This is a genomic window from Nocardiopsis sp. TRM 82005 (genome assembly GCF_056312425.1).
Map to the genome: position 1 here is coordinate 118539 of NZ_JBWDTQ010000024.1, position 23614 is coordinate 142152.

Genomic DNA, 23614 nt, shown 5'->3' on the forward strand with positions numbered 1-23614 from the left:
AACGACACGGAAGCGGGAGCATGGCTGCGACCCACGGTTACAGTAACGACAAGCAGAGTCACATCAACCGGCTACGCCGTATCGAGGGACAGATCCGCGGCCTGCAACGGATGGTCGAGTCCGACCAGTACTGCATCGACATCCTGACCCAGACCTCGGCGGCGAACAAGGCATTGCAGTCCTTCGCGCTGTCCATGCTCGACGAGCACCTCAAGCACTGCGTGTCCAACGCGGTCGCCAACGGCGGCGACGACGCGGACGAGAAGGTGCGCGAGGCCTCCGACGCGATCGCCCGCATGGTCCGTTCCTGAGCCCTCCACAGCCGTGCACCGGTCGACCAGCCACCGCCGCGGCTGGTCGACCGGTGCACGGCGAGGCGCCCACGCCACTGGCCCGGTACGCCCCTCAGTCCTCGCCGTAACGCTCGCGCAGGTTGTCCATCAGGCGCGAGCCCTCTCTGCGCGTGGTCTGCGCGTCCAGGTAGTCGACCGCCTCGTTGGCCACGAACGACGACGGCCGCTCGCCGTCGGCGAACCCCAGGCGCGAGATGTCGCCGCCGGTGAACGCCCGGATGCCCCAGTTGGCCAGGATGCGCGCCCGCGCGGTCCCGGAGGGCACCGCCAGCATGTGGTAGCCGCGGGTGACACCCAGTGCGGGCAGCCCGCTCAGTTCCATCTGCATGACGCGCGCCAGCGCGTCGTTTCCGCTCAGGTCCACCACCAGACCCATGTCCCTGTGCCGGAATTCCTTCAACGGGCGCCCCAGGACGGACGAGACCACGTTCTCGGCGACGGTGGACGCCTGGCGTGTGGCGTACTGGGCCGTCGGCGGGCAGTAGGCGTTCTCCTCGTGCGAGAGGTTGGGCACCGCCGCGGCGTCGCCGATCGCGAACACGTCGTCGAGTCCGGGCACCCGCAGGTCGGCGTCCACCTCCAGCCGGCCCTTCTGGGTGGGCTTGTCCAGGGTCTCCATCAGCGGGCTGGGCGAGACGCCCGCCGTCCAGATGAGGGTGCGGCTGGGCAGGGCGCGGCCGTCGGTGAGGACCACCTTGTCTGCGGTCACCTCTCGCACGGAGACCTTCAGCTTGACCTCGATGCCCATGGAGCGCAGCATGTCGAGCGCCTTGCCACCGAGGCGGTCGCCGAGCTCGGGCAGCACCTTGGGCGCGATGTCGACCAGGTGCCAGCGGATCACCGAGCGCAGATCCGGATAGCGCTTGGCCGCCTCCTCGCACAGGCGCATGAGCGATGCCGCGGTCTCCACGCCGGTGTAGCTGCCGCCGACGACGACGAAGCGGCAGCGCTCCTCGCGCTCGGCCGGGTCACGGCTGTCGTTGGCCAGCTCCAGCTGGGCGAGCACGTGGTCGCGCAGGAGCACCGCCTCGGCCAGGGTCTTGGCGCCGTAGGCGTGCTCGGACAGGCCCGGGATGTCGAAGGCCCGGGTGACCCCGCCAGGAGCCATGACCAGGCGGTCGTAGCGCACCGGGGCGAGTTCACCGGTGGGCCGCCGTACGACGATCACCCGGTCCTGTGTGTCCACGCCGATGGCGTGCCCGGGGATGAGCCTGGTCTGCTTGGTGAGCCGGTGCACGGACATGGCCACCGACTGCGGTGTGAGCAGCCCCGAAGCCACCTGGGGCAGCAGTGGACTGTAGAGCATGTAGTCGTGCGGCGCGACGAGGGCGATGTCCGCCGCACTCGCCGGGATACGGCGTTCGAGGTGGCGCAGGGTGTGTAGACCGCCAAAACCCGCGCCGACCACCACGATCCGAGGCCGAGACATATGTACAGCGCTCCTTCTCCGTGTCGTGGGGCGGGACGCCTTCAGTGCGTCTGTAGCCGTTGGACGCAGCACTACCCACTCCGCCGCGGCCAATGTACGGAGCGCGGGGCTGTCCGCTGGCTCCCATGCACGACGTTTGGAGGACTTTGCCCGCTCTTGACGAGTCCCTGTGCGAATCCGGCCCACGGCCGCTCCGAAACTCCCGTATGCGGAGGTTCGTGGACATGAAGTACCTCTCTGTAACAGGATTATCACAGTAAGTACTGGAGTGCGACACGAAGGGAGTCGTGAACACGTATGCGCGCGTTCACCAGGATCGCTGCCGTGACCATGCTGGCCGGAGGGCTGACCGCGTTCGGCGCGGGCGCCGCCCTCGCCGAGACCACCACCGACGAGGGGATCCTCGGCCATGTCCTCAGCGACCTGCTGGGGCACGGCCTCAACGGGTCGGAAACCGGTCCCGTCCAGGAGGCCCCCGTGGACACCGTGACCCCCGCGGAGGGAGCCAGCGACACCCTGCCGTAGGAGGCACGCGAGCCGGTGTGCGGGGTGGGTCCGAAGGTGAGCCGCGCACCGCACACCGCGCACCGCTCAGCGCGGCAACGTGGCGGGCGCGGTCAGGGCGGCCCGTCCCATGTCCAGCAGCAGCTGCGCCATCTGCTGGCGCGACAGTTCCCCCCGGCTGTGCGGCGTGGAGTTGAGCAGTCCGAACGCGGCGTGCACGGCGGCCCGCAGAACGGCGGGCGAGGCGCCCGGACGCAGTTCGGCGAGCACACCCACCCACTGCTCGACGTAGCCGCGCTGAAGACGGCGCACCCGGCGCCGGTCGGTTTCGGTGAGGTTGCCCAGCTCCCGGTCGTGCACGGTGATCAGGGCTGGCTCGTCCAGCGCGAAGGCGATGTGCCCGCGCAGCAGCGCGTCCAGGGCCTCCTCGGCGCCCGCCGCCCGCGCGGCCAGTTCCCGCCCCCGCCCCGCCAGCCGGTCGCTGATGTCCACCAGCACCTCGCCGAGCAGTTCCTGTTTGCCGGAGAAGTGCCGGTACAGGGCGGGACCGGTGGTGCCGACGGCGCGCCCGAGGTCGTCGATGGACACCCCCCGGTAGCCGCGCTCAGCGAAGAGCTCCGCCGCCGCGCCGAGGATCGCCGTCCTGCGCCGCCCCGTGGGTCTGACAGCCATCCACCCCTCCTCGTTCGCCCCGGTGACGAGCCGGGCCCTGGACACCCATGTTAGTAGTTACTAACATCGCAGATGTTAGTAAGCATTAACATCCCTCCACGAGAGGACGACATGAGCAGGGCACCTGTGCTCGGCACCGCGGTGGACACCGCCGGGCCCGCGTTCGCCGCCAACGACGCGGCGAACCGCGCCCTCGCCCTGGAGCTGCGCGAGCGGATCGCCACCGCGGCCCTGGGCGGCCCGGAGAAGACCCGGGCACGGCACGTCGAACGCGGCAAACTCCTGCCGCGCGACCGTGTCGACCTCCTCCTCGACCCGGGCTCCCCCTTCCTGGAGATCTCCCCCCTGGCCGCCTACGGGCTCTACGGCCGAAACGGCCAGGACGCCCCCGGGGCCGGGATGATCGCGGGCGTGGGCCATGTCATGGGCCGCCCCATGGTCGTGGTCGCCAACGACGCCACGGTCAAGGGCGGCAGCTACTACCCCATGACCGTCAAGAAGCACCTGCGCGCCCAGGAGGTGGCGCTGCACAACCGGCTGCCGTGCGTCTACCTCGCCGACTCCGGCGGCGCGTTCCTACCCATGCAGGACGACGTGTTCCCCGACCGGGAGCACTTCGGCCGGATCTTCTACAACCAGGCCACCATGTCCAAGTTGGGCATCCCGCAGATCGCGGCGGTGCTGGGATCGTGCACCGCGGGCGGCGCCTACGTCCCGGCGATGAGCGACGAGGCGGTCATCGTCCGCGAGCAAGGCACGGTCTTCCTGGGCGGACCGCCCCTGGTGAAGGCCGCCACCGGCGAGGTCGTCACCGCCGAGGACCTGGGCGGCGGCGACCTGCACTCGCGCGTGTCGGGGGTCACCGACCACCTGGCCGACGACGACGCCCACGCACTGACCACCGTCCGACGCATCGCCGACACCCTGGGGCCGCCCGAGCCACCCGCCTGGGAGGTACGCGAGCCCCGCCCTCCGGAGCTGGACCCCGAAGAGCTGTACGGGGTGGTCCCAGCCGACACCCGCACCCCCTACGACGTACGCGAGGTCATCGGCCGCGTCGTGGACGGCAGCGAGTTCACCGAGTTCAAGGCCGAGTACGGCACCACGCTGGTCACCGGGTTCGCGCACATCCACGGCCACCCGGTCGGCATCGTCGCCAACAACGGCATCCTGTTCGCCGAGTCCGCGCTCAAGGGCGCCCACTTCATCGAGCTGTGCGACCGGCGCGGCGTGCCGCTGGTGTTCCTACAGAACATCTCCGGGTTCATGGTGGGGCGCGAGTACGAGGCGGGCGGCATCGCCAAGCACGGCGCGAAGATGGTCACCGCGGTGGCGTGCGCCCGCGTCCCCAAGTTCACCATGGTCATCGGCGGCTCCTTCGGCGCGGGCAACTACAGCATGTGCGGCCGGGCCTACTCGCCCCGCTTCCTGTGGATGTGGCCGGGCGCCCGCATCTCGGTGATGGGCGGTGAGCAGGCCGCCTCGGTACTCTCCACCGTCCGCCGCGACCAACTCGCCGCACGCGGCGAGGAGTGGTCCGCCGAGGACGAGGAGGCCTTCAAGACCCCCATCCGCGACCAGTACGAGGAGCAGGGCAGCCCGTACTACTCCACCGCGCGCCTGTGGGACGACGGCGTGATCGACCCCGCCGACACCCGCGACGTACTCGCCATGGCCCTGTCCGCCGCCCGCCACGCACCGTTGGATCCGGTGGGCTACGGCGTCTTCCGGATGTGAGGAACCCTTGACCACCACGTCACGACCACTGGCCTCCGCGACGGTGCTCGTCGCCAACCGGGGCGAGATCGCTCTACGGATCATCCGCACCCTGAACCACATGGGGATCGGCTCGGTGGCTGTGCACACCGACGCCGACACCGACTCCCCGCATACCCTGGCCGCCGACCGCGCCCTGCGGGTGGAGGGCTACCTGGACGCCGCCGCGATCGTGGCCGCCGCCCTTGACGGCGGCGCCACCATGGTGCACCCCGGCTACGGCTTCCTGTCCGAGAACGCCGACTTCGCACGGGCCTGCGCCGACGCCGGGCTGACCTTCATCGGCCCTCCCTCCTCGGCCATCGAGGCGATGGGCGACAAGATCCGCGCCAAGGACACGGTGGCCGCCGCGGGCGTGCCCGTCCTGGGCGGGTTCACCGAGAAGCCCGGCCAACCCCTGGGCGAGGACGCACTGCTCGACGCCGCCACCGAGGTCGGCTATCCACTGCTCATCAAACCCTCCTCCGGCGGCGGCGGCAAGGGCATGCGGGCAGTGCACTCCCCCGACGAGCTCGTCGCCGGCGCCGTGGCCGCCCGCAGGGAGGCCCTGGCCGCCTTCGGCGACTCCACCCTGCTGGTGGAGCGGCTCGTGCAGAGGCCCCGCCACATCGAGGTACAGGTTCTGGCCGACGGCCACGGCAACGTCGTCCACCTGGGCGAACGCGAGTGCAGCCTCCAGCGCCGCCACCAGAAGGTGGTGGAGGAGGCGCCCTCCCCGCTACTCACCCACGCCCAGCGCGCCACCATGGGCGAGGCCGCCGTGGCCGCCGCCCGCTCCTGCGGGTACGTGGGCGCGGGCACGGTGGAGTTCATCGCCGAGGCGGACTCCGACGGTGAGCTGTCCTTCTCGTTCCTGGAGATGAACACCCGCCTCCAGGTGGAGCACCCGGTCACCGAGAAGGTCGTGACCGTGCGCGGCGAGCGCGGCGTCGACCTGGTCGAGCTCCAGGTGCTGGTGGCGGCGGGCGAGTCCCTGCCCTTCGCCCAGGAGGACGTGTCCTGGCACGGGCACGCCGTGGAGTCACGGATCTACGCCGAGGACGCCGACCGGGGCTTCCTGCCCACGGGCGGACCGGTCCTGTCCCTCGTCGAGCCCTCCGGCCAAGAGGTCCGGGTGGACTCGGGGACCGACGTGGGCGTCGAGATCACCTCCGCGTTCGACCCGATGCTCGCCAAGGTGATCACCTGGGGCCCCGACCGTGCCAAGGCGCTGCACCGGATGGACCACGCCCTGGCCGGCTACCTGCTGCTCGGCTGCGTCACCAACACCGCGTTCCTGCGCCGACTGCTGCGCCACCCGCGCGTGGTGGCCGGTGACCTGAGCACCGACCTGATCGAGTCCGACCCGCCCGAGCCCACCCCCGAGACCCTTCCCGAGGACGTGTACGCGGCTGCGGCCCTGGACCACCAGCTGGACCTGGAGGGGCCCGCCACCGCGGACCGGTTCGCCGTCCCCGACGGGTGGCGGATGGGCGAACGGGCGTGGACGCCGTGGCGGCTGCGGGCGTCCCGACGCGACTCCGCCGTCGTCCACGTACGGCGTGTGGGACGGGGTACCTACTGGGTGCGGGTGGAGGAAGCCGCGCCGGAGGCGTCGGTCGAGGGCGGTGGAGGGCGGCGACGAGGGGAACCCGTCGCTGCCCGGGTCCGCCGCTCCCCCGACAGAGCCTGGTTGACCGTCACCTACGCGGGCCGCACCCGCACCTACAGGCGCGCCCACGACCCGGCCACCGCGCACCGGTGGCTGGGCACGGACGGTGCCGCGTGGGCCCTGCACGAGGAGCCCGTCGCGGCCGCCCTGCGCGACGACGAGGCCGCCGCCGACGGCACGGTCCGCAGCCCCATGCCCGGGACGGTGCTCGAAGTCCCGGTCGAGGTGGGGCAGCGGGTGAGGGCGGGAACCCCGCTCACCGTCGTCGAGGCCATGAAGATGGAGCACTCCATCACCTCACCCGTCGACGGGACCGTCGCGACCGTGGCGGTGCGTCCCGGCGCGTCCGTACCCATGGACGCCGTCCTGGTCACCGTCGAACCCGTCCGGGACGAACCCGCCGACACCCAGGGCGCGTCCGCCCCCGCCACCAGCGAGGAGATCCAGCGATGAACCGTCACCAACTCTCGACCGAGCACGCCGACCTACGGGCCGCCGTGGAGGAGTTCGCGCGCAGCGAGGTCGCCCCGGTCATCGGCGACTACTACGAACGGGAGGCCTTCCCGTACGAGGTCATCGCCAAGATGGGCCGGATGGGCCTGTTCGGGCTGCCGTTCCCCGAGGAACACGGGGGCATGGGCGGTGACTACTTCGCGCTGTGCCTGGCGCTGGAGGAGCTCGCCCGGGTGGACTCGTCGGTGGCCATCACCCTGGAGGCTGGGGTGTCGCTGGGCGCGATGCCGATCTTCCGCTTCGGTACCGAGGAGCAGAAGCGGACCCACCTGCCCCGGCTGTGCTCTGGCGAGGCGCTGGGCGCGTTCGGGCTGACCGAGCCGGACGGCGGCTCCGACGCGAGCGCCACGAAGACCACGGCCCGTCTGGAGGGCGGCGAATGGGTGATCAACGGGACGAAGTCGTTCATCACCAACTCGGGCACGGACATCACCACGCTGGTGACCGTCACCGCCGTGACGGGCCGCCGCGAGGACGGCCGCCCGGAGATCTCCTCGATCCTGGTACCCGCGGGCACGCCGGGCTTCTCGGTGGGCCAGAAGTACTCGAAGGTGGGCTGGAACGCCTCCGACACCAATGAGCTGGTGTTCGAGGACTGCCGGGTCCCCGAGGCCAACCTGGTCGGCGAGCGCGGGCGCGGGTACGCGCAGTTCCTGCGGATCCTGGACGAGGGCCGCATCGCGATCGCGGCGCTGTCGGTCGGGCTGGCGCAGGGATGCGTGGACGAGAGCGTGCGCTACGCCCACGAGCGGCACGCGTTCGGCAACTCCATCGGCAGCTACCAGGCGATCCAGTTCAAGATCGCCGAGATGGAGTCGCGCGTGTACACCGCGCGCCTGGCGTACTACGACGCGGCCTCGCGGATGCTGGCGGGCGAGCCGTTCAAGAAGGAGGCGGCGATCGCCAAGCTGGTGGCGTCGAACGCCGCCATGGACAACTCGCGCGACGCCACACAGGTGTTCGGCGGCTACGGGTTCATGAACGACTACCCGGTGGGCCGGTTCTACCGCGACGCCAAGATCCTGGAGATCGGGGAGGGCACCAGCGAGGTGCAGAAGATGCTCATCGCCCGCGAACTGGACCTCCCAGCGTAGTGCGCCGGTCGGAACCGCTACCGGTGTGACGGGTGGGCTCCTCCTCTCGTTGATCTTGTACTTGGGGACGCTCTCGGCGCCGGACTCGGCCGCAAGTACAAGATCAACCGTGCGAAGGCCTGGTCGGGGAACCCTCCGGCCACAGCACGGGGGACGACGGCGAGGACTACTCAACCGGCGACGAGAGCTGCACCCGGGCGGACACCGCGTGGCCGGTTCCGGACACGGGATCACCCCGCCTCCGCATCGGCTACTGTGCGTGCCCTTCTCCTTCCGCATGCGTGACCGTTTCCGGAGAGGGCGTTCCGGCTCTGGGGACGGGGCGGGCTTTCATCCGGTCGATCCCGGAATACACGGTCCGGGTGGGCCGTCAATGGTGTGGGGATATGTGTTTCCCAGGAGACGGGGAGAAGGCTCCCTGAGGGGTGACAAGTCCCCTTAACCGACACAGAATGGACCCGTACCGCCACGGGTCCCCGATCTCCCGAACCCGACCACCCCGCGGTGGGCTCCTGGCGGTCCCACGGTCAACCACATCCCCCGCCCGGAGGAGACACCGGATGGAAGGCGCCCTGTCTGTGATCGCGCTGGTCACCGTGGTCGTGTCGGCTGGCGCGGTCGTGGTCGCCGCGCACTTCCACCAGGAGCGCGCGGCCGAACTGCGCGGCTGGGCACATGCCCGGGGATGGACCTACACCGACCACGTTCCGCGTCCGCTGGGGGAGGCCACCCTGCCCCGGTCCACCGCCGGCCCGCACCCGCGCGCCCAGCACGTGCTCACCGGACGCCGCCGCCAGTACCCGGTGATCGCCTTCGAGCAGACGCACACGGCGGGCAGAGGCCCGGGCAGGGGTCGGCACGCCCACCGGGTCGTGGCCGTGCGCACCCCCGAGCCCAACGCGGAACTGGAGATCCTGCGCAGGCGGGACCGGGACGCCTCCGACGACACCTTCGACAGCGCCTTCCACACGTCCGGCAACGACCCCGCGTTCGCCGAGGCCGTGCTCGACGGTGTGGTCACCGAATGGCTGCTGGCCGATCCGCGGTCGCGGTCCCTGCCCGTGCGCTTCAGCGGGGACTACGTCCTCACCTGGGCGGCCATGCGGCTGGACCCCGACCGTGCCCTGACCGCCGCCGACTACCTGATCGACTTCGTGGAGCGGATCCCCGCCGAGGTCTGGAAACGGCGCGCCCCGGGCCGCTGAGCGGCGCCGTGCACCATCCGGACGTGCGGTTTCCCCTCGAAGGGTGGATAGGATCCGCTTGCCCCGTAGCAACAAGGAGTAGCACCCTCATGAGTGACCCCAACTCGACGCACCGCATCTCGCGTGCGGACCTGTTCCGCGACGACGAGGAGGAAACCGCCTCGGACCCCAACGCGACCGCGCGCATCTCCCGCGCGGACCTGTTCCGCGACGACGACGAGCCCTCGGCACAGGACGACAAGAACTGATACGGCCCGAACGGCGGAGCGCCCACCCGATCCCCCGGGTGGGCGCTCCCTTCGCGTTGTGGCCCGCCCCATGGCGGGAGGCCGGGTGCCCGGAGCCCGCCCGGTGAACGCCTACTCAGCCCCTGAGCGAAGCGAAGCCCCGAAGGGGCAGGCACTCCTGCCCTAGCGGCGCTCGCGGACGGCGGCCACGATCTCGGCCACCGCGTCGCCCACCGGCACACCGTTGTTCTGCGAGCCGTCCCGGTAGCGGAAGGACACCGCGTTCTTGCTGATGTCCTCGTCACCGGCCAGCAGCATGAAGGGCACCTTCTGCTTCTGGGCGTTGCGGATCTTCTTCTGCATGCGGTCGTCGCTGGCGTCCACCTCGACGCGGACGCCCTCGGCGCGCAGCTTGGCGGCGACCTCCTGGAGGTAGGGCACGTGCTCGTCGGCGATCGGGATGCCCATCGCCTGGACGGGCGCCAGCCAGGCCGGGAACGCGCCCGCGTAGTGCTCCAGCAGGACGGCGAAGAACCGCTCGATGGAACCGAACAGGGCTCGGTGGATCATCACCGGACGCTGACGCGAACCGTCGGCGGCGGTGTACCGCAGGTCGAACAGTTCGGGCAGGTTGAAGTCCAGCTGGATGGTGGACATCTGCCAGGTGCGGCCGATGGCGTCCTTGGCCTGCACCGAGATCTTGGGACCGTAGAACGCGGCGCCGCCCGGGTCCAGGACCAGTTCCAGCCCCTGTTTCTCGGCGGCTTGGCGCAGGGTATCGGTGGCCTCCTCCCAGACCTCGTCCCCGCCGACGTACTTCTCCGGGTCCTTGGTGGACAGTTCCAGGTAGAAGTCGTCCAGACCGTAGTCGCGCAGCAGGTCGAGCACGAAGGTCAGCAGCGAGTCGAGCTCCTCGGCCATCTGCTCCTTGGTGCAGTAGATGTGCGCGTCGTCCTGGGTGAAGCCGCGGGCACGGGTCAGGCCGTGCACCACGCCCGACTTCTCGTACCGGTACACGGTGCCGAACTCGAACAGGCGCAGCGGCAGCTCACGGTAGGAGCGCCCGCGCGCGTCGAAGATCAGGTTGTGCATCGGGCAGTTCATCGGCTTGAGGTAGTAGTCCTGGCCGCCGTCGAGCTGCATGGGGGGGTACATGCCGTCCGCGTACCAGCTCAGGTGCTGGGACTTCTCGAACAGGGTGCTCTTGGTCGCGTGCGGGGTGTAGACGAACTCGTACCCGCCCTCCTCGTGCCGCCTGCGCGAGTAGTCCTCCATCACCCGGCGGATGGTGCCGCCCTTGGGGTGGAAGACCGCCAGGCCGGAGCCGATCTCGTCCGGGATGGAGAACAGGTCGAGCTCGGCGCCGAGCTTGCGGTGGTCACGCTTCTCGGCCTCCTCCAGGAAGGTCAGGTGGGCCTTGAGGGCCTCCTTGCTCTCCCAGGCGGTGCCGTAGATCCGCTGTAGCTGCGGGTTGGTCTCCTTGCCCCTCCAGTAGGCCGCGGCGGTGCGCATGAGCTTGAACGCCGGGACGACGCGGGTGGTGGGCAGGTGCGGCCCGCGGCACAGGTCCTTCCAGCACAGCTCGCCGGTGCGCGGGTGAACGTTGTCGTAGACGGTGAGCTCACCGGAGCCGACCTCCACGCCCGCACCCTCGGCGGCCTCGGTGGTAGCGCCCTTGAGGCCGATCAGTTCCAGCTTGTAGGGCTCGGTGGCCAGCTCGGCGCGGGCGTCCTCGTCGGAGACCACGCGGCGGTCGAAGCGCTGCCCCTGCTTGATGATCTGCTGCATCTTCTTCTCGATGCTCTTCAGATCGGCGGGGGTGAAGGGCTCGGCGACGTCGAAGTCGTAGTAGAAACCGTTCTCGACGGGCGGGCCGATGCCCAGTTTGGCCTCGGGGAAAAGCTCTTGGACGGCCTGGGCGAGGACGTGCGCGGTGGAGTGGCGCAGGATCGCCCGGCCCTCCTCGGAGTCGATGGTGACGGGCTCGACGGCGTCCCCGTCGTGCAGCTCACGGGCGAGGTCGCGCGGCTCACCGTTGACCAGCGCCGCGATGACGGTCCTGCCGTCGGCCTCCAGTGCCTGCCCCGCCGTCGTGGTGGCCGCCACCACACGCGGGGTTCCGGCGAGGGTGATGTGCAGCTCAGGCGCGGCGGACACGGTGACTCCTAGGAATACGTGGATTGCTGTCGAACGCACGGCGGCCGCCCCGGACGGGCGGTCGGGCGTCTGCCTTCGATGCTATCGGCTCCGGAATGAGTCCGCCCCGGTTGTCCACAGGTCTCCCGGCGCCCCGACGGCGCAGGACCCACACCACGGCCTCGGGGAGCACAGGATTCGGCTCGGGATTCGGATCCTCCGGGCGCACCCGCGTGAAGGGCGACGGATGGGGAACAGGCTCAGGTAAGGGCCCGTTCTGTCATAGAACGGCACCTTTTCCGGGGTCGTCCACAGGCTTACCAAAGACCATTGATCCCGGCATCGGGATCGGTAACAATCAGCAGACATCCGACCACCGGTCCCAGTCGACCCGAATGCATCCACTCGCTTCGACCGAATACTGTGAGCGCATGTCACCGAGCCCACCGAACGGCCCGCCGGCCCCGGAGACATCCCCCCGTCGTCACGCCCGCGTACGCATGTGGCGGCGACTGCGAGCGAGGCTTCGCCTGTTCCGCAGACGTATGCACACCCACCCGGCTCTGCACCTTCCCTGGCGCATCCTCGTGGGGACCATCGGCACCATCGTGATCCTGGCAGGGCTCGTCATGATGGTCGCCCCCGGCCCAGGTGTGGCCGCCGTCATTCTCGGCCTGGTCATCACCAGCACCGAGTTCCGGTGGGCCCAGCGACTGGTGCGGCCCGCCCAGATGTGGTTCCGCCGTGCGGAGCAGTACGGGATGCGGCTCAAGAACGACTTCTTCCAGCGTGTCCGGAAGCGCAGGACGGCACGACGGCAGCGCTCACTGCCCGACACGCCACCCGCCGAATAGGCAGGCGGCGGACAGGGCGACGGTTTCCGGGCGGGACGGACACGGGCCCGCCCCGCCCGCGGTCCGCGGACTGCGGACTGCGGACTGCGGACTGCGGACTGCGGACAAAGAGAAGGGCCGGATCCGGGTAAAACGGATCCGACCCTTCCTTGGTGTGGGCGATACTGGACTCGAACCAGTGACCTCGTCGGTGTGAACGACGCGCTCTAGCCAACTGAGCTAATCGCCCTGAGCTTGTTGCCCTGTCCGCCCTGTCGTTCGGACAAGAAAGACTCTAGCGCATGTTCGGGAGTGGTCGGCGCACACAGGCCCGCCCAGCGGATCCACTGCGGCGTGACAGAGATCACACTTATCTTTCAGCGGGCTCGCGGGAGTGTCCGCCGCCGCCCGCGATCCCCCTAGTGATAGGGAGTTCCAACCTCCACAGACCCGACAAGCAGCGCCCCGTCATTACCTTCGCGTGACGTGGGACACCCGACATGGGGAAATCTTTGGTTTCTCCTGGTCATTACAGTGACGAAGGATCGTGGAGCCGCGCGGCGGCGCGCCGAACCCCTGAGGGGGCGGCGAGACCTCCGGTCCCATTCCCACCAAGAAAGCCTCCGTACTCACGTCATGTTCCGCGGGAAGCCGCGTTGGAGCCAGTGAGGCGGCAACCGACCCGCGCCGCAACAGCAAGGGCGGACGAGAAAAGGTTTGGCGAACATGAACAGTAGCGACACCACTGCCACCGCCGAGCTGGGCCTGCGGCTCGTGGTTCCCGAACGCACAGCGGTCCCGCTGGTCGCTCAGCTCGACTACAGCTCTGACGACCCCTACGCGATTCGGGTCGCCTTCCACACCGGCGAGGACAACCCCGTCGAGTGGATCTTCGCTCGCGAACTCCTCACCGTCGGCATCGTGCGCCCGGTCGGCGAGGGCGACGTCCGCGTGTGGCCCTCCAAGGACGACCACGGCGACCGCGGGGTGAGCATCGCGCTCTCCTCCCCCTTCGGACAGGCCGAGTTCGACACCCAGGTCGCCCCGCTGGCCGAGTTCCTGCACAGGACCTACGAGATCGTGCCCGCAGGTCAGGAAGGCCAGTTCGTGGACCTCGACGAGGAGATCCAGCAGCACCTCCACTCCTGAGCCCGCGACCCCCTCCGGGGCCTGGCGGAGCAGCACGGCTGAGGGGGCGGCGCACCGAGCGCCGCCCCCTCAGCCGTGCCCGGTACGGGTCAGGGGTCGAGGTCGGCGGCGGAGCGCTCCGCGAACACCGCCATGGCCTTGGCCGTGACCGGGCCGGGTTCCTTGGAAACCTCACGGTCGTCGATGCGCAGGATCGACTGCACATCGCGCCCGGTGGAGGTCAGGAAGGCCTCGGTGATCTCGGGGAGGCGTTCCATGGGGACGTCCTCCTCCTCGCCGCCGAACCATTCCAGGACGAGCTCACGGGTGATACCCGCCAGCGGTCCGGCCGACAGCGGCGGGGTGACCAGCCTGCCGTCCAGCACCACGAAGATGTTGCTGCCCGTGCCCTCGCACAGGTTGCCGCTCACGTTGCCGAACACCGCCTCGCTGGCGCCGCGCCGCTTGGCATGGGCCAGGGCCCGCACGTTCTCGGCGTAGGAGGTGGTCTTGAGCCCGGCCAGGGCACCGAACTCGTTGCGCGGCCAGGGGGCCAGCGCCACATCGGTGTGCGGGGCGATCCCGGGGAAGGGCCCCAGGGCCACGATGGCGGTCTGATCACCCGGGGAGCGGTCCGATCCCAACGGCCCCGTGCCGTCGGTGACGGTGATGCGCACCCTGGCGTCGGGCAGTTCGGGGTTGGCGGCCACGGCTCGCGCGACTCCGTCGGCGATCGTCTCCAGGTCGGGCTCGGCCATGCCCAGGCCCTCGGCGGAGCGTGCCAGCCTCCTCAGGTGGCGGGTGAGGGCGAACGGGCGGCCGTCCTGGGCCCGCACCGTCTCGAAGACCCCGTCCCCCACCGTGATCCCGTGGTCGGCCACGGGGACGCGCGCCTCACCCTCGTCGACGACTGCGCCGCGGCCGTACCCGGCACCCGCGATCCACACCCTCATTTCCAACCCCCAAGTTCTCAAGCGCCCCAGGTCGGGCCGGTGACCTCACGATCCTCCCACTTCACCCGCCTCCCGAGCCCGCTCGCCCACTACTCGCCATACCCGCGGATTGGCAAGTCCTGTGACCAGCACCGGCCGCCGGCCCAATGTGCACGTTCGAGGCGCCGTGCCATCACGACTGGTCACGAGCTTCGGCCACGCGGCCGCACCACCCGGAACACGTCGTGGCGACCAGACAGATAAGTTACGAATGACTATCATCTGGGCAACGCTTATGCGGGACCGGTGGCAGCTGGCCGGGTCCTTCCCCCAAGGACGGCCAGCGGCGGCCCGCAGTGCGCGTGTCCCACCCACGCACCACCGACGGACAGAGCGAAGAGAGACATGACCTCACCGAGTACCGCCCGCGGAGAGCTCAGTTGGCTGCTGGACGATCTCCTCACCCGGGCCTCCGGCACGCAGCACGCCATCGTCCTGTCCACTGACGGCCTCCTCATGGCCACCTCCAGCGAACTGGACCGCCCCGCCGCCGAGCACCTGTCCGCGATCGCCTCGGGGCTGCACAGCCTCGCGGGCGGGGCGAGCAAGCAGTTCTCGGCGGGCGACATCCGCCAGAGCATCATCGAGATGGACCACGCCTTCCTCTTCGTGGCCGCGGCCGGCGAGGGCGCCTGCATGGCGCTGATGTCGGACGTGGACAGCGACGTGGGCCTGATCGCCTACGAGATGAACAAGGTGATCGAGCGGGTCGGCCAGTACCTCTCAGCACCTCCCCGACCCGACATGCCCTCCACGCCCGCCCAAGTGGAGAGGTGACTCCCGCCGCCCCGGCGGGTCGTCCGCAGGGCCTGCCACGGCGGGGCGGAGCCGTACCCCATGGATTCGATTTCGCGCTTGGCCGGAGGATCCGCTAGAGTTCTTAACGCAGCGAACGGCGCCGACGGGGCAAGCCCCCGAGGACAGCCAAATCGCCGCGCGGACGTAGCTCAGCTGGTAGAGCATCACCTTGCCAAGGTGGGGGTCGCGGGTTCGAATCCCGTCGTCCGCTCGCAACGGTTCGACCCAGCCGTCCTCGGATGGCAGGGTGGTTCCGGCTCCGGGGTTCCCCCGGCGCACACGCGGACGTAGCTCAGCTGGTAGAGCATCACCTTGCCAAGGTGGGGGTCGCGGGTTCGAATCCCGTCGTCCGCTCGGAGAGGCCCGCATGGGTGTCACTCGACGGATCCCCATGTCGTTCCGGCGGAGTGGCCGAGTGGTTGAGGCAAGGGACTGCAAATCCCTGCACACGGGTTCGATTCCCGTCTCCGCCTCGCAGCATGCTTTACCTCATCCCTCGATGAGGGCGATTAGCTCAGTTGGTTAGAGCGCTACCTCGACACGGTAGAGGTCATAGGTTCGAGTCCTATATCGCCCACCAGCATCACCCCAGGCCAGAGGGTTTATCTGACATGTAGGTGAAGACTGGTCAGCCCAGACTGGGAGATATCTGGGAGATCGTCCTCGAAGCGGGTTCCTCCGGGAGCCCGCTTTCGCTGTTTCCACGGTAGTGCTCTTCGAGGGTCGGCACCACGGTGAAGAGCCGCTCGCGTTCCCGGTCCGTGAGAGCCGTCACACTCCCCCGCCACCGGTCTTCGAGCACGCCGAGTACACGCCGCTTCATCTCCGGCGTGACGTGCTCATAGACCCGGGCCATCCCCGGCACCGTGTGGCCCAACCGAGCCGCACGGGCCACCTCGGGGATCTCGTCCTCGGCCAGCCACGTGCGGTGGGTGTGACGTCCCTCGTTGAACGTGAAGTGCGGCAACAGCGGACGCCGCCACCGGGCCTCACCGCTACGGGGATCGCCGTCCCAGGCCGGACGCCAGAACCGCGCCCGGAAGTTCCCCCGGCGCAGCAGCCCACCTTGGGGCCCACTGAAGAGATAGTCCTCCTCACAGGCCTCGATCAGATCCGTGTAGAAGGCATCCAGGAACGGCGGGAGCTGGATCCACCGCTTGCCCGCCGGGGTCTTGGGGCTCTTGGCCGTCTCCAGATGCCCGGCCACCTCACGCAGCGGTGTGCGCACCGGGACGGCGCGGTTGATCTCGTCGTAGTCGTGCGGCCTCAGGGCGACCAGTTCCGACCAGCGAGCGCCGGTGTAGCCGTTCATCAGCGCCAGCACGAACCCGGCGTGGCCGAAGGACTCGTGCAGCCGCATCGCCGCCCTCAGGAACTGGGCCGGGGTGGCCACCTGCCGTTCGGCCTCGTACTCACCGGTGGTCACCCTCACGCCCTTGGCAGGGTTGGCGGGGATCTTGCGGGCCTTGACCGCGACCTCCAGCAGCCGGGAGAAGTAGGCGAACACGGACGCCACGGACGGCTCGGTCAGCTCCTCGTGCAGGTCCTTCACCCACCTCTCGATCTCCAGGTAGTCGTTGAAGACCGCACCCAGCGGCCAGCCCTCCCATTGGGGCAGGATGTGGCGGTCCAGGTAGGACCGGTACTTGGCCCGGGTGTTGCCCGCCAGCCGAGCGGCGTCGAAGACTTCCTCAGCGAATTCACCGAAACGGACCTCGGCCTGGGAGGGATCGATCCAGGTGTTGCGGCGGATGTCGGTCTCCTGGCCACGTCCCCAGGCCAGAGCGGACTCCTTCGTCGCGAACCCTGACTCCGACACCCAGGTGCCGTACGGCAGCACACGCTTGCTGTGGCACCACGCCATTACCGAGCGCCTGGAGCTGGGCGCTGCGCGGCAACCCAAGCTCGGAACCGGTCACCCACCCCACGGGCAGGCCCATCATCCACTCGACCAGTGCGGCACTCAGCCGGGGCTGTCCCCGGGTTCCGGTTTCGGTGGGCGGTGGTGCCGCTCTGCCGAGCACCTCCTCCCACCGTTGGATGGCGGGTTCGTACTCGCCCCATGCGTACGCGAACGGTGCTGCCGCGTTCGCGGGTTCGTGGTGTGGCCGCCGGTGTGGGTACCGATGGCCGCGGAGGGCAGTGTGGGGCGCCCGTGTGAATCCCGCTGACGCGGACTTCCCTTGGTGGCGTCGCTGGCCAAGGGGGTGGGCAGCAGCGGGTTGCCGCTGCGCCTGCGGGTGCTGGTGTGCGCAGTACGGGTGCCCGCGTACGCGGGAGTGTGGGGCGGGTGGCAGAGCACATCGCCAACTCGCACTTGCCGCTTCTGTCGCGTACGCCGCCGAGGGTCGGACGAACCCCGGTGACCATCGCTGGCGCACGGGGTGGGCAGTAACGAAGACGCGTTCCCTGCGGTGGCAGGCGCCGACGTCGCTGGCGCGTACGCAACACCAGCTCGTTAGGGCTCATTTCATTTGGCCGGTCTGCGGTAGGAAATCAATGTGCAGGCGATGCCGGCGAAGGCCTGGAAGTGGTCGGCCTTGCGCTCGTAGCGGCGGTGCAGGCGGCGAGATCCAGCCAGCCAGACCATGGTGCGCTCGACCTGTCACCGGTGCCGGACCAACCGCTGCGAGGACTCCACACCCTTACGGGCCAAGCGGTGGATGATCCCGCGTGCACGGAGCCATCGGCGCAGGTGGTCGTAGTCGTAATCCCTTGTCGCCGTGCAGGTCGGCGGGCCTGCGCCGCCTCGGCGACGGCGGGACGGGATCGGAGGGATTCCGCGCACCAAGGGCGTGAGGGCCTGGCTGTCGTGGGTGTTGGCCCCGGAAATCGCCACGGACAGGCGTAGACCGGCCCGGCCGGTGATCACATGGGTCTTCGCGCCCTTCTTGCTCCGGTCGACAGGATGGGGACCCGTCAGGTCCCCCTGTGAGGGCGCGCATGGTGACCGAGTCGAGCGCGCACTGCGGCCAGTTCACCTCGTCGCGGGCACCGAGTTCGTCCAGGAGCAGACGGTGCAGCTTGGCCCAGAGCCGGGCCCGGGTCCACTCGGTGAACCGGCGGTGCGCGGGGTGGGCCCGGACGGACAGGACGATTCCAAGACACCCACCTCTGCCAAGGCAGGGTCACCGGATTCGGGAGTCACGTCCGGGCCAGTGCAGCGGTCGACATCAACCCTGCCAGCTGATCACAGACCAGCCGACATCCACACGCACAGCGGATATGCGGCCGATCAGGTCTCGATGTCGTCGAGGAGGTCGTCCAGGTCGTTTTCCTGCGACACCGGCCGGGCGGGGGCCGGCTCGGCGGGCATCGTCGAATGCGGGATCGCGGGCCGCGAGAGCAGGCGTCCGGCGACGAGGAAGAGACCGCCGTTCGCCATGAGGAGGAGGCCGATGAGGAGGAACAGTCCCGCGCTGGACATCACGAAGTTCGCGGCGTCGAACGCCTCGATCGTCTGACCGCTCGCGGTGACGTCGCCGAGGTACGCCCGACTTTCCGCCCAAGCCCAGGCACCGTAGCCGACGGACAGCAAGCCGAGCCCGATCATGATCCCGCCGAGGACGAAAAGCACGATGCGCGGCAGCCGGGACTCCCGGCCCGCGCGGGTCATCGATCGCTCCTGACGACGCCGATCTTCCCGCTCTTGATACCGAGTACGACGTCGGCGATCTGGGTGACGCGCTTCGAGTGCGTCACGATGATCACGCAGCGGTTCTCCGCGTGTGCCAGGTGCGTGAAGATCCCCAGGATCTCCTCCTCCGTCTTCTCGTCGAGAGCGCCGGTGGGTTCGTCGGCGATGATGACGGCCGGATCGTGGGAGAGCGCCCTTGCGATGCCGACTCGCTGCTGCTGGCCGCCGGAGAGTTTCAGGACGGGCCGCGCGGCGTCCTCGCGGCTGATGCCGAGTCGCTCGAGCAGCGCGTACGCGTGCTCCGTCTTGTCCTTCACGGGACTGCCCGAGATGTTCATCGACAGGACGATGTTCTGCACCGCCGACGCGTTGGTCACGAGGTTGAACCCCTGGAACACGACGCCGATGTCCCTCGCGCGGTAGCGGTCCCGATCGGTCGCGGCGAGCGAGGTCCCGTTGAACGAGACCTCTCCGGACCCAGCGGTGTCGAGTCCCGCGATGAGGCTCAGCAGCGTGGACTTGCCCGACCCGGACTTCCCGACGATCGTGTGCACGGCGCCCGAGGCGAACGACGCCGAGATACCGCGCAGGACGTCGCGATGGGTGCCGGGGTAGCGGTAGGTGACGTCGCGCAGTGCGAGCATCGCGGTCTCGGTGGGTGCCGTCGTGGTCATGGTCAGTTCCTCTCGGCCAGGATCTTCATGGGCTCGTACTTGGTGATGCGTGCGATCGCGACGGCCCCGGCGAGAGTCGCCAGCAGGAAGGCGACGAGCGCGATCTGACCGATTCCGGCGGGCGGCAGGCCGACCGCGAGCTCGGTGAGGGGCTCCGCGTCGGTGGCGCCGCCGGCGGGACCGAAGGCGCCCGCGCCTCCGCCCCCGCCCCCGCCCATGGGCATGCCGCCGCCCCCGCCGCCCATGCCCATGCCGCCGCCCATCGTCCCCGGGGCCTCCGTCGCGGTCTCCGCGGCCGCCACCTGTCCGGCGAGCAGCGTGTCCGTGACCGGCTGGGCGACGAGGGCGCCGAGCGCGAGACCGGCGACGAGGCAGGTCGCGGTCAGGATCAGCGACTCGACCCACAGGCCCAGGGAGACGAGGGATTTCTTCATGCCCATGGCGCGCAGCACGCCGATCTCGTATTTGCGCTCGCGGATCGCCGTCGAGCTCAGGAGGGCGATGATGACGCCGCCCAGTGCGAGGACGACGATCATGAAGGTCGTCGAGATGGACTTCAGGCCCTCGACGGGCGCCACGATCGTCTCGTACGCCGACTCGTCCGTGGTGACCTCGAAGACCTCCGGGAGCCCTTCGGCGCGCACCTCCTCCTCGAACTCCTCGAGCACGTCAGGCGACGTCAGGTAATAGGTCGCGCTGACCTGGACGCCTCCGTACGCGGAGTCGTAGTTCTCCAGGACGGTGTCGACGTTCGTGAGGACCTGGTTGCGCGTGTTGTCGTACGCGTTCTGCACGGGCGTCTGGCCGTACTCCTCGGTCAGGTCATCGTAGACGCCCACGACCGTCAGGTCGTCGTAGCTGGTCTCCTTCGGGTCGCCGCCGTCCGGATCCGTCAGCGCGCCCGTCGCGGTGAACGTGTCGCCGGTCTCGAGATCGTTGAGTTCCGCGAGCTCGGAGCTGACGATGACCTCGTTCAGCTCGTCCGGCATCTCGCCGTCCGCGAGAACGCGGGATCCGTCGTCGAACTCCTCGAAGGACCCGCCCCTCAACTGGGCCATGTACGACACCGCGTCGTCCGACTCCTGCTCCTGCTGGCCGGGACCGCCGCCCATGGGCATCCCGCCGCCTCCGCCGCCGAGCTCCTCGTCGACGACGGTCAGGTCCGTGGGGACGATGCCCGTCGACGCCGTGTAGTCGGCGGCCTTCAGGTACTCGGAATCACCGAAGGCCAGGTACTGCTCGGCATCGATCGTCGGCATCTCGAGCCGCATGGGTCCGCTGCTCGCATCGGCCGAGGCATCCTCGCGGAGCATCTCGATGTCGGGTGTGAACGTGACCTCGGAGCCGAAGCGGCCCTTGTAGTCCTCGATGATCCCGGACGAGGTGGAGGTGATCATCATGGCGATCACCGTGGTGGCGATGACCACCAGCATCATCGCACCGAGGAGCATGTTCCTGCCCCGGTTGCGCCACACGTTCCGTGCGGCGTTCTGAAGGATGTACATCCGTGAAGGGTTCCCTTCCGATGTGGCGGCGTGTGCCGCGCTGAGGGTGGACCCGTCAAGGATGATCGGCGCAGATAATGCCGTTTTAGTAGGAACCTAAGGGGCGGGTTAGGCGGGTAAGGGGCGAGTAAGGGGGCACCTAGGCGCCCCGGGCGCTCGCCGCCGCCCTGGCGGCATGCGTAGCGCTCGGCCATTCGAGAACGAAGCAGGCACCGCCGCCTGGCCGGTTCATGGCTCTCGCCTCCCCGCCGTGCAGGGCGGCCACCTGATCGACGATCGCGAGCCCCAGACCGGATCCGGGTTTCGTGCGCCCGTGCGCCCCGCGGAAGAAGCGCTGGAAAAGCCGCGGGATCTCGTCGGGATCGACGCCCGGGCCGTCATCGAGCACCTCGATGCGGTGGGCGGACGCGGTGGTGCGTAGCGTGATGGTGACGGTTCCCCCGCCCGCGCACGCCTGCACGGCGTTGCGGGCGAGATTGGCGACGGCGCGCTCGAGCGCCACAGGATAGACGACAGCGGTCGCCGGCTGCGCGTCCACGATCACTGCGACGGCGGGATCGAGGCGTCGGACGCGACCTGCGGCCTGTTCGACGATCTCGAGGAGTGAGGTGAGCCGGCGCGGTTCCTCCACGGCGTCGCCGCGGGCCAGGGTGACGATCATGTCGACCTCGTCGGCGAGCGCGGCGACCTGCGTGTCGAGGTCCTCGATCAGCTGTCGTCGCTCGTCTTCCATGCCGGTATCGGCGCGTTCCAGACGAGCCAGCAGACCGAAGTCGTTGCGCAGGACGGTCAGCGGCGTGCGCAGTTCGTGGCTGGCGTTCTCGAGCAGCTCGCGCTGCTGGGCGCGGCTGGACTCCAGGGCGCGGAGCATCGAATTGAATGACTCGCCCAGGCGGTCCAGCTCGTCCTTCCCCTGCCGTGCGCGCTTTCGGCGCCGCAGCCGGACACGCCGACTCAGATCGCCCGTGGCGGTGACGCCTTCGGCGGCGTCGACGAGGCGGTGGACGGGGCGGACGGCCGCTGCCGCCACCACCCAGCCGACCCCCGCGGCGAGAGCGACTCCCGCGGCCGCCGTCGCGGCGAGCGTCCAGCCGATGGCGGTGAGAGTCTGCTCGAGCGACGACAGTGGCTGGAAGAGGCGCATGATGGTCGCGGACTCCCCGACGCGCGTCGAGAGCACGCGGTAGTTCTCGCCCGCGATCGTCACGGTGTCGAGGCGGGGCTCGCCCGCGGGTGGCACCGGCAGGGAGACTCCGCCTGCCGGGAGCGCGCTCAGCTCATCGGAGAACGCGGGGGGCGCGAGTTGATGCTCCACGGCGCCGCCCGGTCCCACGAACTGCACCGCCACCTGGTCCCGCTGGATCAGGCCGTTGACGTGGAACAGACGGTTGGCGGCGGGTGCGCTCTCCGGCAGCTGTCCCGCCACTCGCTCGATGCGTCCCGCGTCCGGCACCCTCGCCAGTAGCGAGTCGTCCATCTCGCCCACCATCCAGCTGCGGATCATCGCCCAGGCGATGAGGGACGCGGCGATCACGGCGAGCGCCACGGCGGCGGAGACCAGCACGGTCAGCCGAGTCCGCATGCTCATCGGGTGACGTTCTTCTCGGCGCGAAGCGTGTATCCGACGCCGCGCACCGTATGGATCAGCCCGTCCGCATCCGCCGCGGCGAGCTTGCGGCGCAGGTATCCGACGTAGACTTCGAGCGAATTCGACGACTCGTCGAGGTCGCCGTCCCACACGTGGTCGTAGAGCGCGCTTCGCGTGAGCACCTGGCCCGGGTGTCGCGCCAGGACCTCCAGGAGGAGGAACTCCTGGCGGGTCAGCGTGAGGTCCTCCCCGCTCGCGGTGGCGCGCCAGCCGGTCGGATCCACCACGAGCGGCCCAGCGGACAACAGCCCCTCGGACGACGTGGACGTCGTACGACGCAGCAGTGCGCGCAGGCGCGCCAGCAACTCCTCGTACGCGAAGGGCTTGGCCAGATAGTCGTCCGCGCCCGCGTCGAGCCCCGCAACGCGGTCGGTGACGGCGTCGCGGGCCGTAAGCATGAGCACCGGCACCGTCTCGCCCGCGGCACGCATTCGACGGCAGACCTCGATCCCTCCCAGCGTGGGGAGCATCAGATCCAGAACGACCGCGTCGGGGCGCGAGGCGGCGATCGCGTCAAGCGCCGCCGGCCCGTCGTCGACGGTGGTCACCGTGTATCCCTCGAAGCGCAGGGATCGGGCCACAGAACGCAACAGCGCCGGTTCATCGTCGACGAGCACGATCCGCATGAGCCAAAGTGTAACAAGGCCACCTATGACGAATCTAGCGAGTTGGTGCGTGATAGCGGATGAGGCAAGGGATGAGCGGCTGTGGCATGATCCCGCCGTGGCGATCAAGGCCAGTCGTGCGGTCCTGGCCCGCCCCTGGCTCACCGGCATCTCCCAGCATCACCTGGCCGCGCTCGTGGAGGAGCTGGCCCGCTCCTGGGAAGCGGCCGTCGA

General features: G+C 69.6%; 21 protein-coding genes and 5 tRNA genes. 14 read left to right on the forward strand and 12 right to left on the reverse strand.

The annotated features are described in order from the left end of the window. Nucleotides 1-20 precede the first annotated feature (20 nt). Entirely contained in the window at nucleotides 21-311 is a 291-nt protein-coding gene (locus AC0T5L_RS19765) for a metal-sensitive transcriptional regulator (protein WP_476166933.1), read from the forward strand. A gap of 94 nt (nucleotides 312-405) precedes the next feature. On the opposite strand, the gene AC0T5L_RS19770 is transcribed toward AC0T5L_RS19765, so the two are convergent. After that, nucleotides 406-1782: an NAD(P)/FAD-dependent oxidoreductase gene (locus AC0T5L_RS19770; protein WP_476166934.1), complete on the reverse strand. Its 1377-nt coding sequence runs from the start codon at nucleotides 1780-1782 to the stop codon at nucleotides 406-408. Between the two features lie 297 nt (nucleotides 1783-2079). On the opposite strand from AC0T5L_RS19770, the gene AC0T5L_RS19775 reads away from it, so the two are divergent. Continuing rightward, a complete protein-coding gene (locus tag AC0T5L_RS19775) occupies nucleotides 2080-2307 on the forward strand; it encodes a hypothetical protein (protein ID WP_476166935.1) in 228 nt (75 codons plus the stop codon). A gap of 66 nt (nucleotides 2308-2373) precedes the next feature. Here AC0T5L_RS19775 and AC0T5L_RS19780 read toward each other — a convergent pair whose 3' ends face one another. Continuing rightward, a complete protein-coding gene (locus AC0T5L_RS19780; protein ID WP_476166936.1) occupies nucleotides 2374-2958 on the reverse strand; it encodes an SACE_7040 family transcriptional regulator in 585 nt (194 codons plus the stop codon). A gap of 126 nt (nucleotides 2959-3084) precedes the next feature. Between AC0T5L_RS19780 and AC0T5L_RS19785 the strand changes: the two genes are divergently transcribed. The 5 genes from AC0T5L_RS19785 (at nucleotide 3085) to AC0T5L_RS19805 (ending at nucleotide 9445) form a co-directional block, all read left to right on the forward strand. Further along, entirely contained in the window at nucleotides 3085-4695 is a 1611-nt protein-coding gene (locus AC0T5L_RS19785) for a carboxyl transferase domain-containing protein (protein ID WP_476166958.1), read from the forward strand. Nucleotides 4696-4702: 7 nt separating this feature from the next. After that, nucleotides 4703-6838, forward strand: a complete 2136-nt coding sequence (locus AC0T5L_RS19790; RefSeq protein WP_476166937.1) for an acetyl/propionyl/methylcrotonyl-CoA carboxylase subunit alpha — start codon at nucleotides 4703-4705, stop codon at nucleotides 6836-6838. Further along, nucleotides 6835-7992 carry an acyl-CoA dehydrogenase family protein gene (locus tag AC0T5L_RS19795; RefSeq protein WP_476166938.1) on the forward strand — a complete coding sequence of 386 codons (1158 nt, stop codon included), beginning with the start codon at nucleotides 6835-6837 and terminating at the stop codon, nucleotides 7990-7992. The genes AC0T5L_RS19790 and AC0T5L_RS19795 overlap by 4 nt, the downstream gene beginning before the upstream one ends. A gap of 560 nt (nucleotides 7993-8552) precedes the next feature. Next, a complete protein-coding gene (locus AC0T5L_RS19800; RefSeq protein WP_476166939.1) occupies nucleotides 8553-9197 on the forward strand; it encodes a hypothetical protein in 645 nt (214 codons plus the stop codon). A gap of 89 nt (nucleotides 9198-9286) precedes the next feature. Next, a complete protein-coding gene (locus AC0T5L_RS19805) occupies nucleotides 9287-9445 on the forward strand; it encodes a hypothetical protein (RefSeq protein WP_476166940.1) in 159 nt (52 codons plus the stop codon). Between the two features lie 162 nt (nucleotides 9446-9607). On the opposite strand, the gene thrS is transcribed toward AC0T5L_RS19805, so the two are convergent. Beyond that, nucleotides 9608-11581: a threonine--tRNA ligase gene (gene thrS, locus AC0T5L_RS19810; RefSeq protein WP_476166941.1), complete on the reverse strand. Its 1974-nt coding sequence runs from the start codon at nucleotides 11579-11581 to the stop codon at nucleotides 9608-9610. Nucleotides 11582-12105: 524 nt separating this feature from the next. Here thrS and AC0T5L_RS19815 point away from each other — a divergent pair. Further along, nucleotides 12106-12414, forward strand: coding sequence for a PGPGW domain-containing protein (locus AC0T5L_RS19815; protein WP_476166942.1), 309 nt, complete (start codon nucleotides 12106-12108; stop codon nucleotides 12412-12414). Nucleotides 12415-12569: 155 nt separating this feature from the next. On the opposite strand, the gene AC0T5L_RS19820 is transcribed toward AC0T5L_RS19815, so the two are convergent. Then, nucleotides 12570-12643 (reverse strand) — tRNA-Val (locus tag AC0T5L_RS19820). Nucleotides 12644-13119: 476 nt separating this feature from the next. On the opposite strand from AC0T5L_RS19820, the gene AC0T5L_RS19825 reads away from it, so the two are divergent. Further along, the gene (locus AC0T5L_RS19825) at nucleotides 13120-13542 is read left to right on the forward strand and encodes an SsgA family sporulation/cell division regulator (protein ID WP_476166943.1); all 423 of its coding nucleotides are present in this window, start codon (nucleotides 13120-13122) and stop codon (nucleotides 13540-13542) included. 89 nt (nucleotides 13543-13631) lie between these two features. Here the strand turns inward: AC0T5L_RS19825 and AC0T5L_RS19830 are convergent, their stop codons facing one another. Then, nucleotides 13632-14474 carry an aminotransferase class IV gene (locus AC0T5L_RS19830; RefSeq protein ID WP_476166944.1) on the reverse strand — a complete coding sequence of 281 codons (843 nt, stop codon included), beginning with the start codon at nucleotides 14472-14474 and terminating at the stop codon, nucleotides 13632-13634. A 384-nt stretch (nucleotides 14475-14858) separates the two neighbouring features. On the opposite strand from AC0T5L_RS19830, the gene AC0T5L_RS19835 reads away from it, so the two are divergent. The 5 genes from AC0T5L_RS19835 (at nucleotide 14859) to AC0T5L_RS19855 (ending at nucleotide 15891) form a co-directional block, all read left to right on the forward strand. Then, the gene (locus AC0T5L_RS19835; protein ID WP_476166945.1) at nucleotides 14859-15290 is read left to right on the forward strand and encodes a roadblock/LC7 domain-containing protein; all 432 of its coding nucleotides are present in this window, start codon (nucleotides 14859-14861) and stop codon (nucleotides 15288-15290) included. 159 nt (nucleotides 15291-15449) lie between these two features. Then, nucleotides 15450-15522 (forward strand) — tRNA-Gly (locus tag AC0T5L_RS19840). Nucleotides 15523-15592: 70 nt separating this feature from the next. After that, nucleotides 15593-15665: transfer RNA gene (locus AC0T5L_RS19845), tRNA-Gly, on the forward strand. 47 nt (nucleotides 15666-15712) lie between these two features. Beyond that, nucleotides 15713-15784 (forward strand) — tRNA-Cys (locus AC0T5L_RS19850). Between the two features lie 30 nt (nucleotides 15785-15814). Further along, nucleotides 15815-15891 (forward strand) — tRNA-Val (locus AC0T5L_RS19855). A 48-nt stretch (nucleotides 15892-15939) separates the two neighbouring features. On the opposite strand, the gene AC0T5L_RS19860 is transcribed toward AC0T5L_RS19855, so the two are convergent. The 7 genes from AC0T5L_RS19860 to AC0T5L_RS19890 form a co-directional block, all read right to left on the reverse strand. Continuing rightward, on the reverse strand, nucleotides 15940-17175 hold the full coding sequence (locus AC0T5L_RS19860; protein ID WP_476166946.1) for a tyrosine-type recombinase/integrase: 1236 nt from the start codon (nucleotides 17173-17175) through the stop codon (nucleotides 15940-15942). Between the two features lie 741 nt (nucleotides 17176-17916). Then, complete coding sequence (locus tag AC0T5L_RS19865; RefSeq protein WP_476166947.1) at nucleotides 17917-18183, reverse strand: transposase; 267 nt, start codon at nucleotides 18181-18183, stop codon at nucleotides 17917-17919. A gap of 363 nt (nucleotides 18184-18546) precedes the next feature. Next, a complete protein-coding gene (locus tag AC0T5L_RS19870) occupies nucleotides 18547-18927 on the reverse strand; it encodes a hypothetical protein (protein ID WP_476166948.1) in 381 nt (126 codons plus the stop codon). Then, nucleotides 18924-19622, reverse strand: coding sequence for an ABC transporter ATP-binding protein (locus AC0T5L_RS19875; RefSeq protein ID WP_476166949.1), 699 nt, complete (start codon nucleotides 19620-19622; stop codon nucleotides 18924-18926). Before AC0T5L_RS19875 ends, AC0T5L_RS19870 begins: the two co-directional genes overlap by 4 nt. Nucleotides 19623-19624: 2 nt before the next feature. Next, the gene (locus AC0T5L_RS19880) at nucleotides 19625-21127 is read right to left on the reverse strand and encodes an ABC transporter permease (RefSeq protein WP_476166950.1); all 1503 of its coding nucleotides are present in this window, start codon (nucleotides 21125-21127) and stop codon (nucleotides 19625-19627) included. A gap of 139 nt (nucleotides 21128-21266) precedes the next feature. Continuing rightward, complete coding sequence (locus AC0T5L_RS19885) at nucleotides 21267-22715, reverse strand: sensor histidine kinase (protein WP_476166951.1); 1449 nt, start codon at nucleotides 22713-22715, stop codon at nucleotides 21267-21269. Further along, nucleotides 22712-23401 (reverse strand): response regulator transcription factor, encoded by a 690-nt coding sequence (locus AC0T5L_RS19890; protein ID WP_476166952.1) that lies wholly within the window; start codon nucleotides 23399-23401, stop codon nucleotides 22712-22714. Before AC0T5L_RS19890 ends, AC0T5L_RS19885 begins: the two co-directional genes overlap by 4 nt. Nucleotides 23402-23614: the final 213 nt, after the last annotated feature.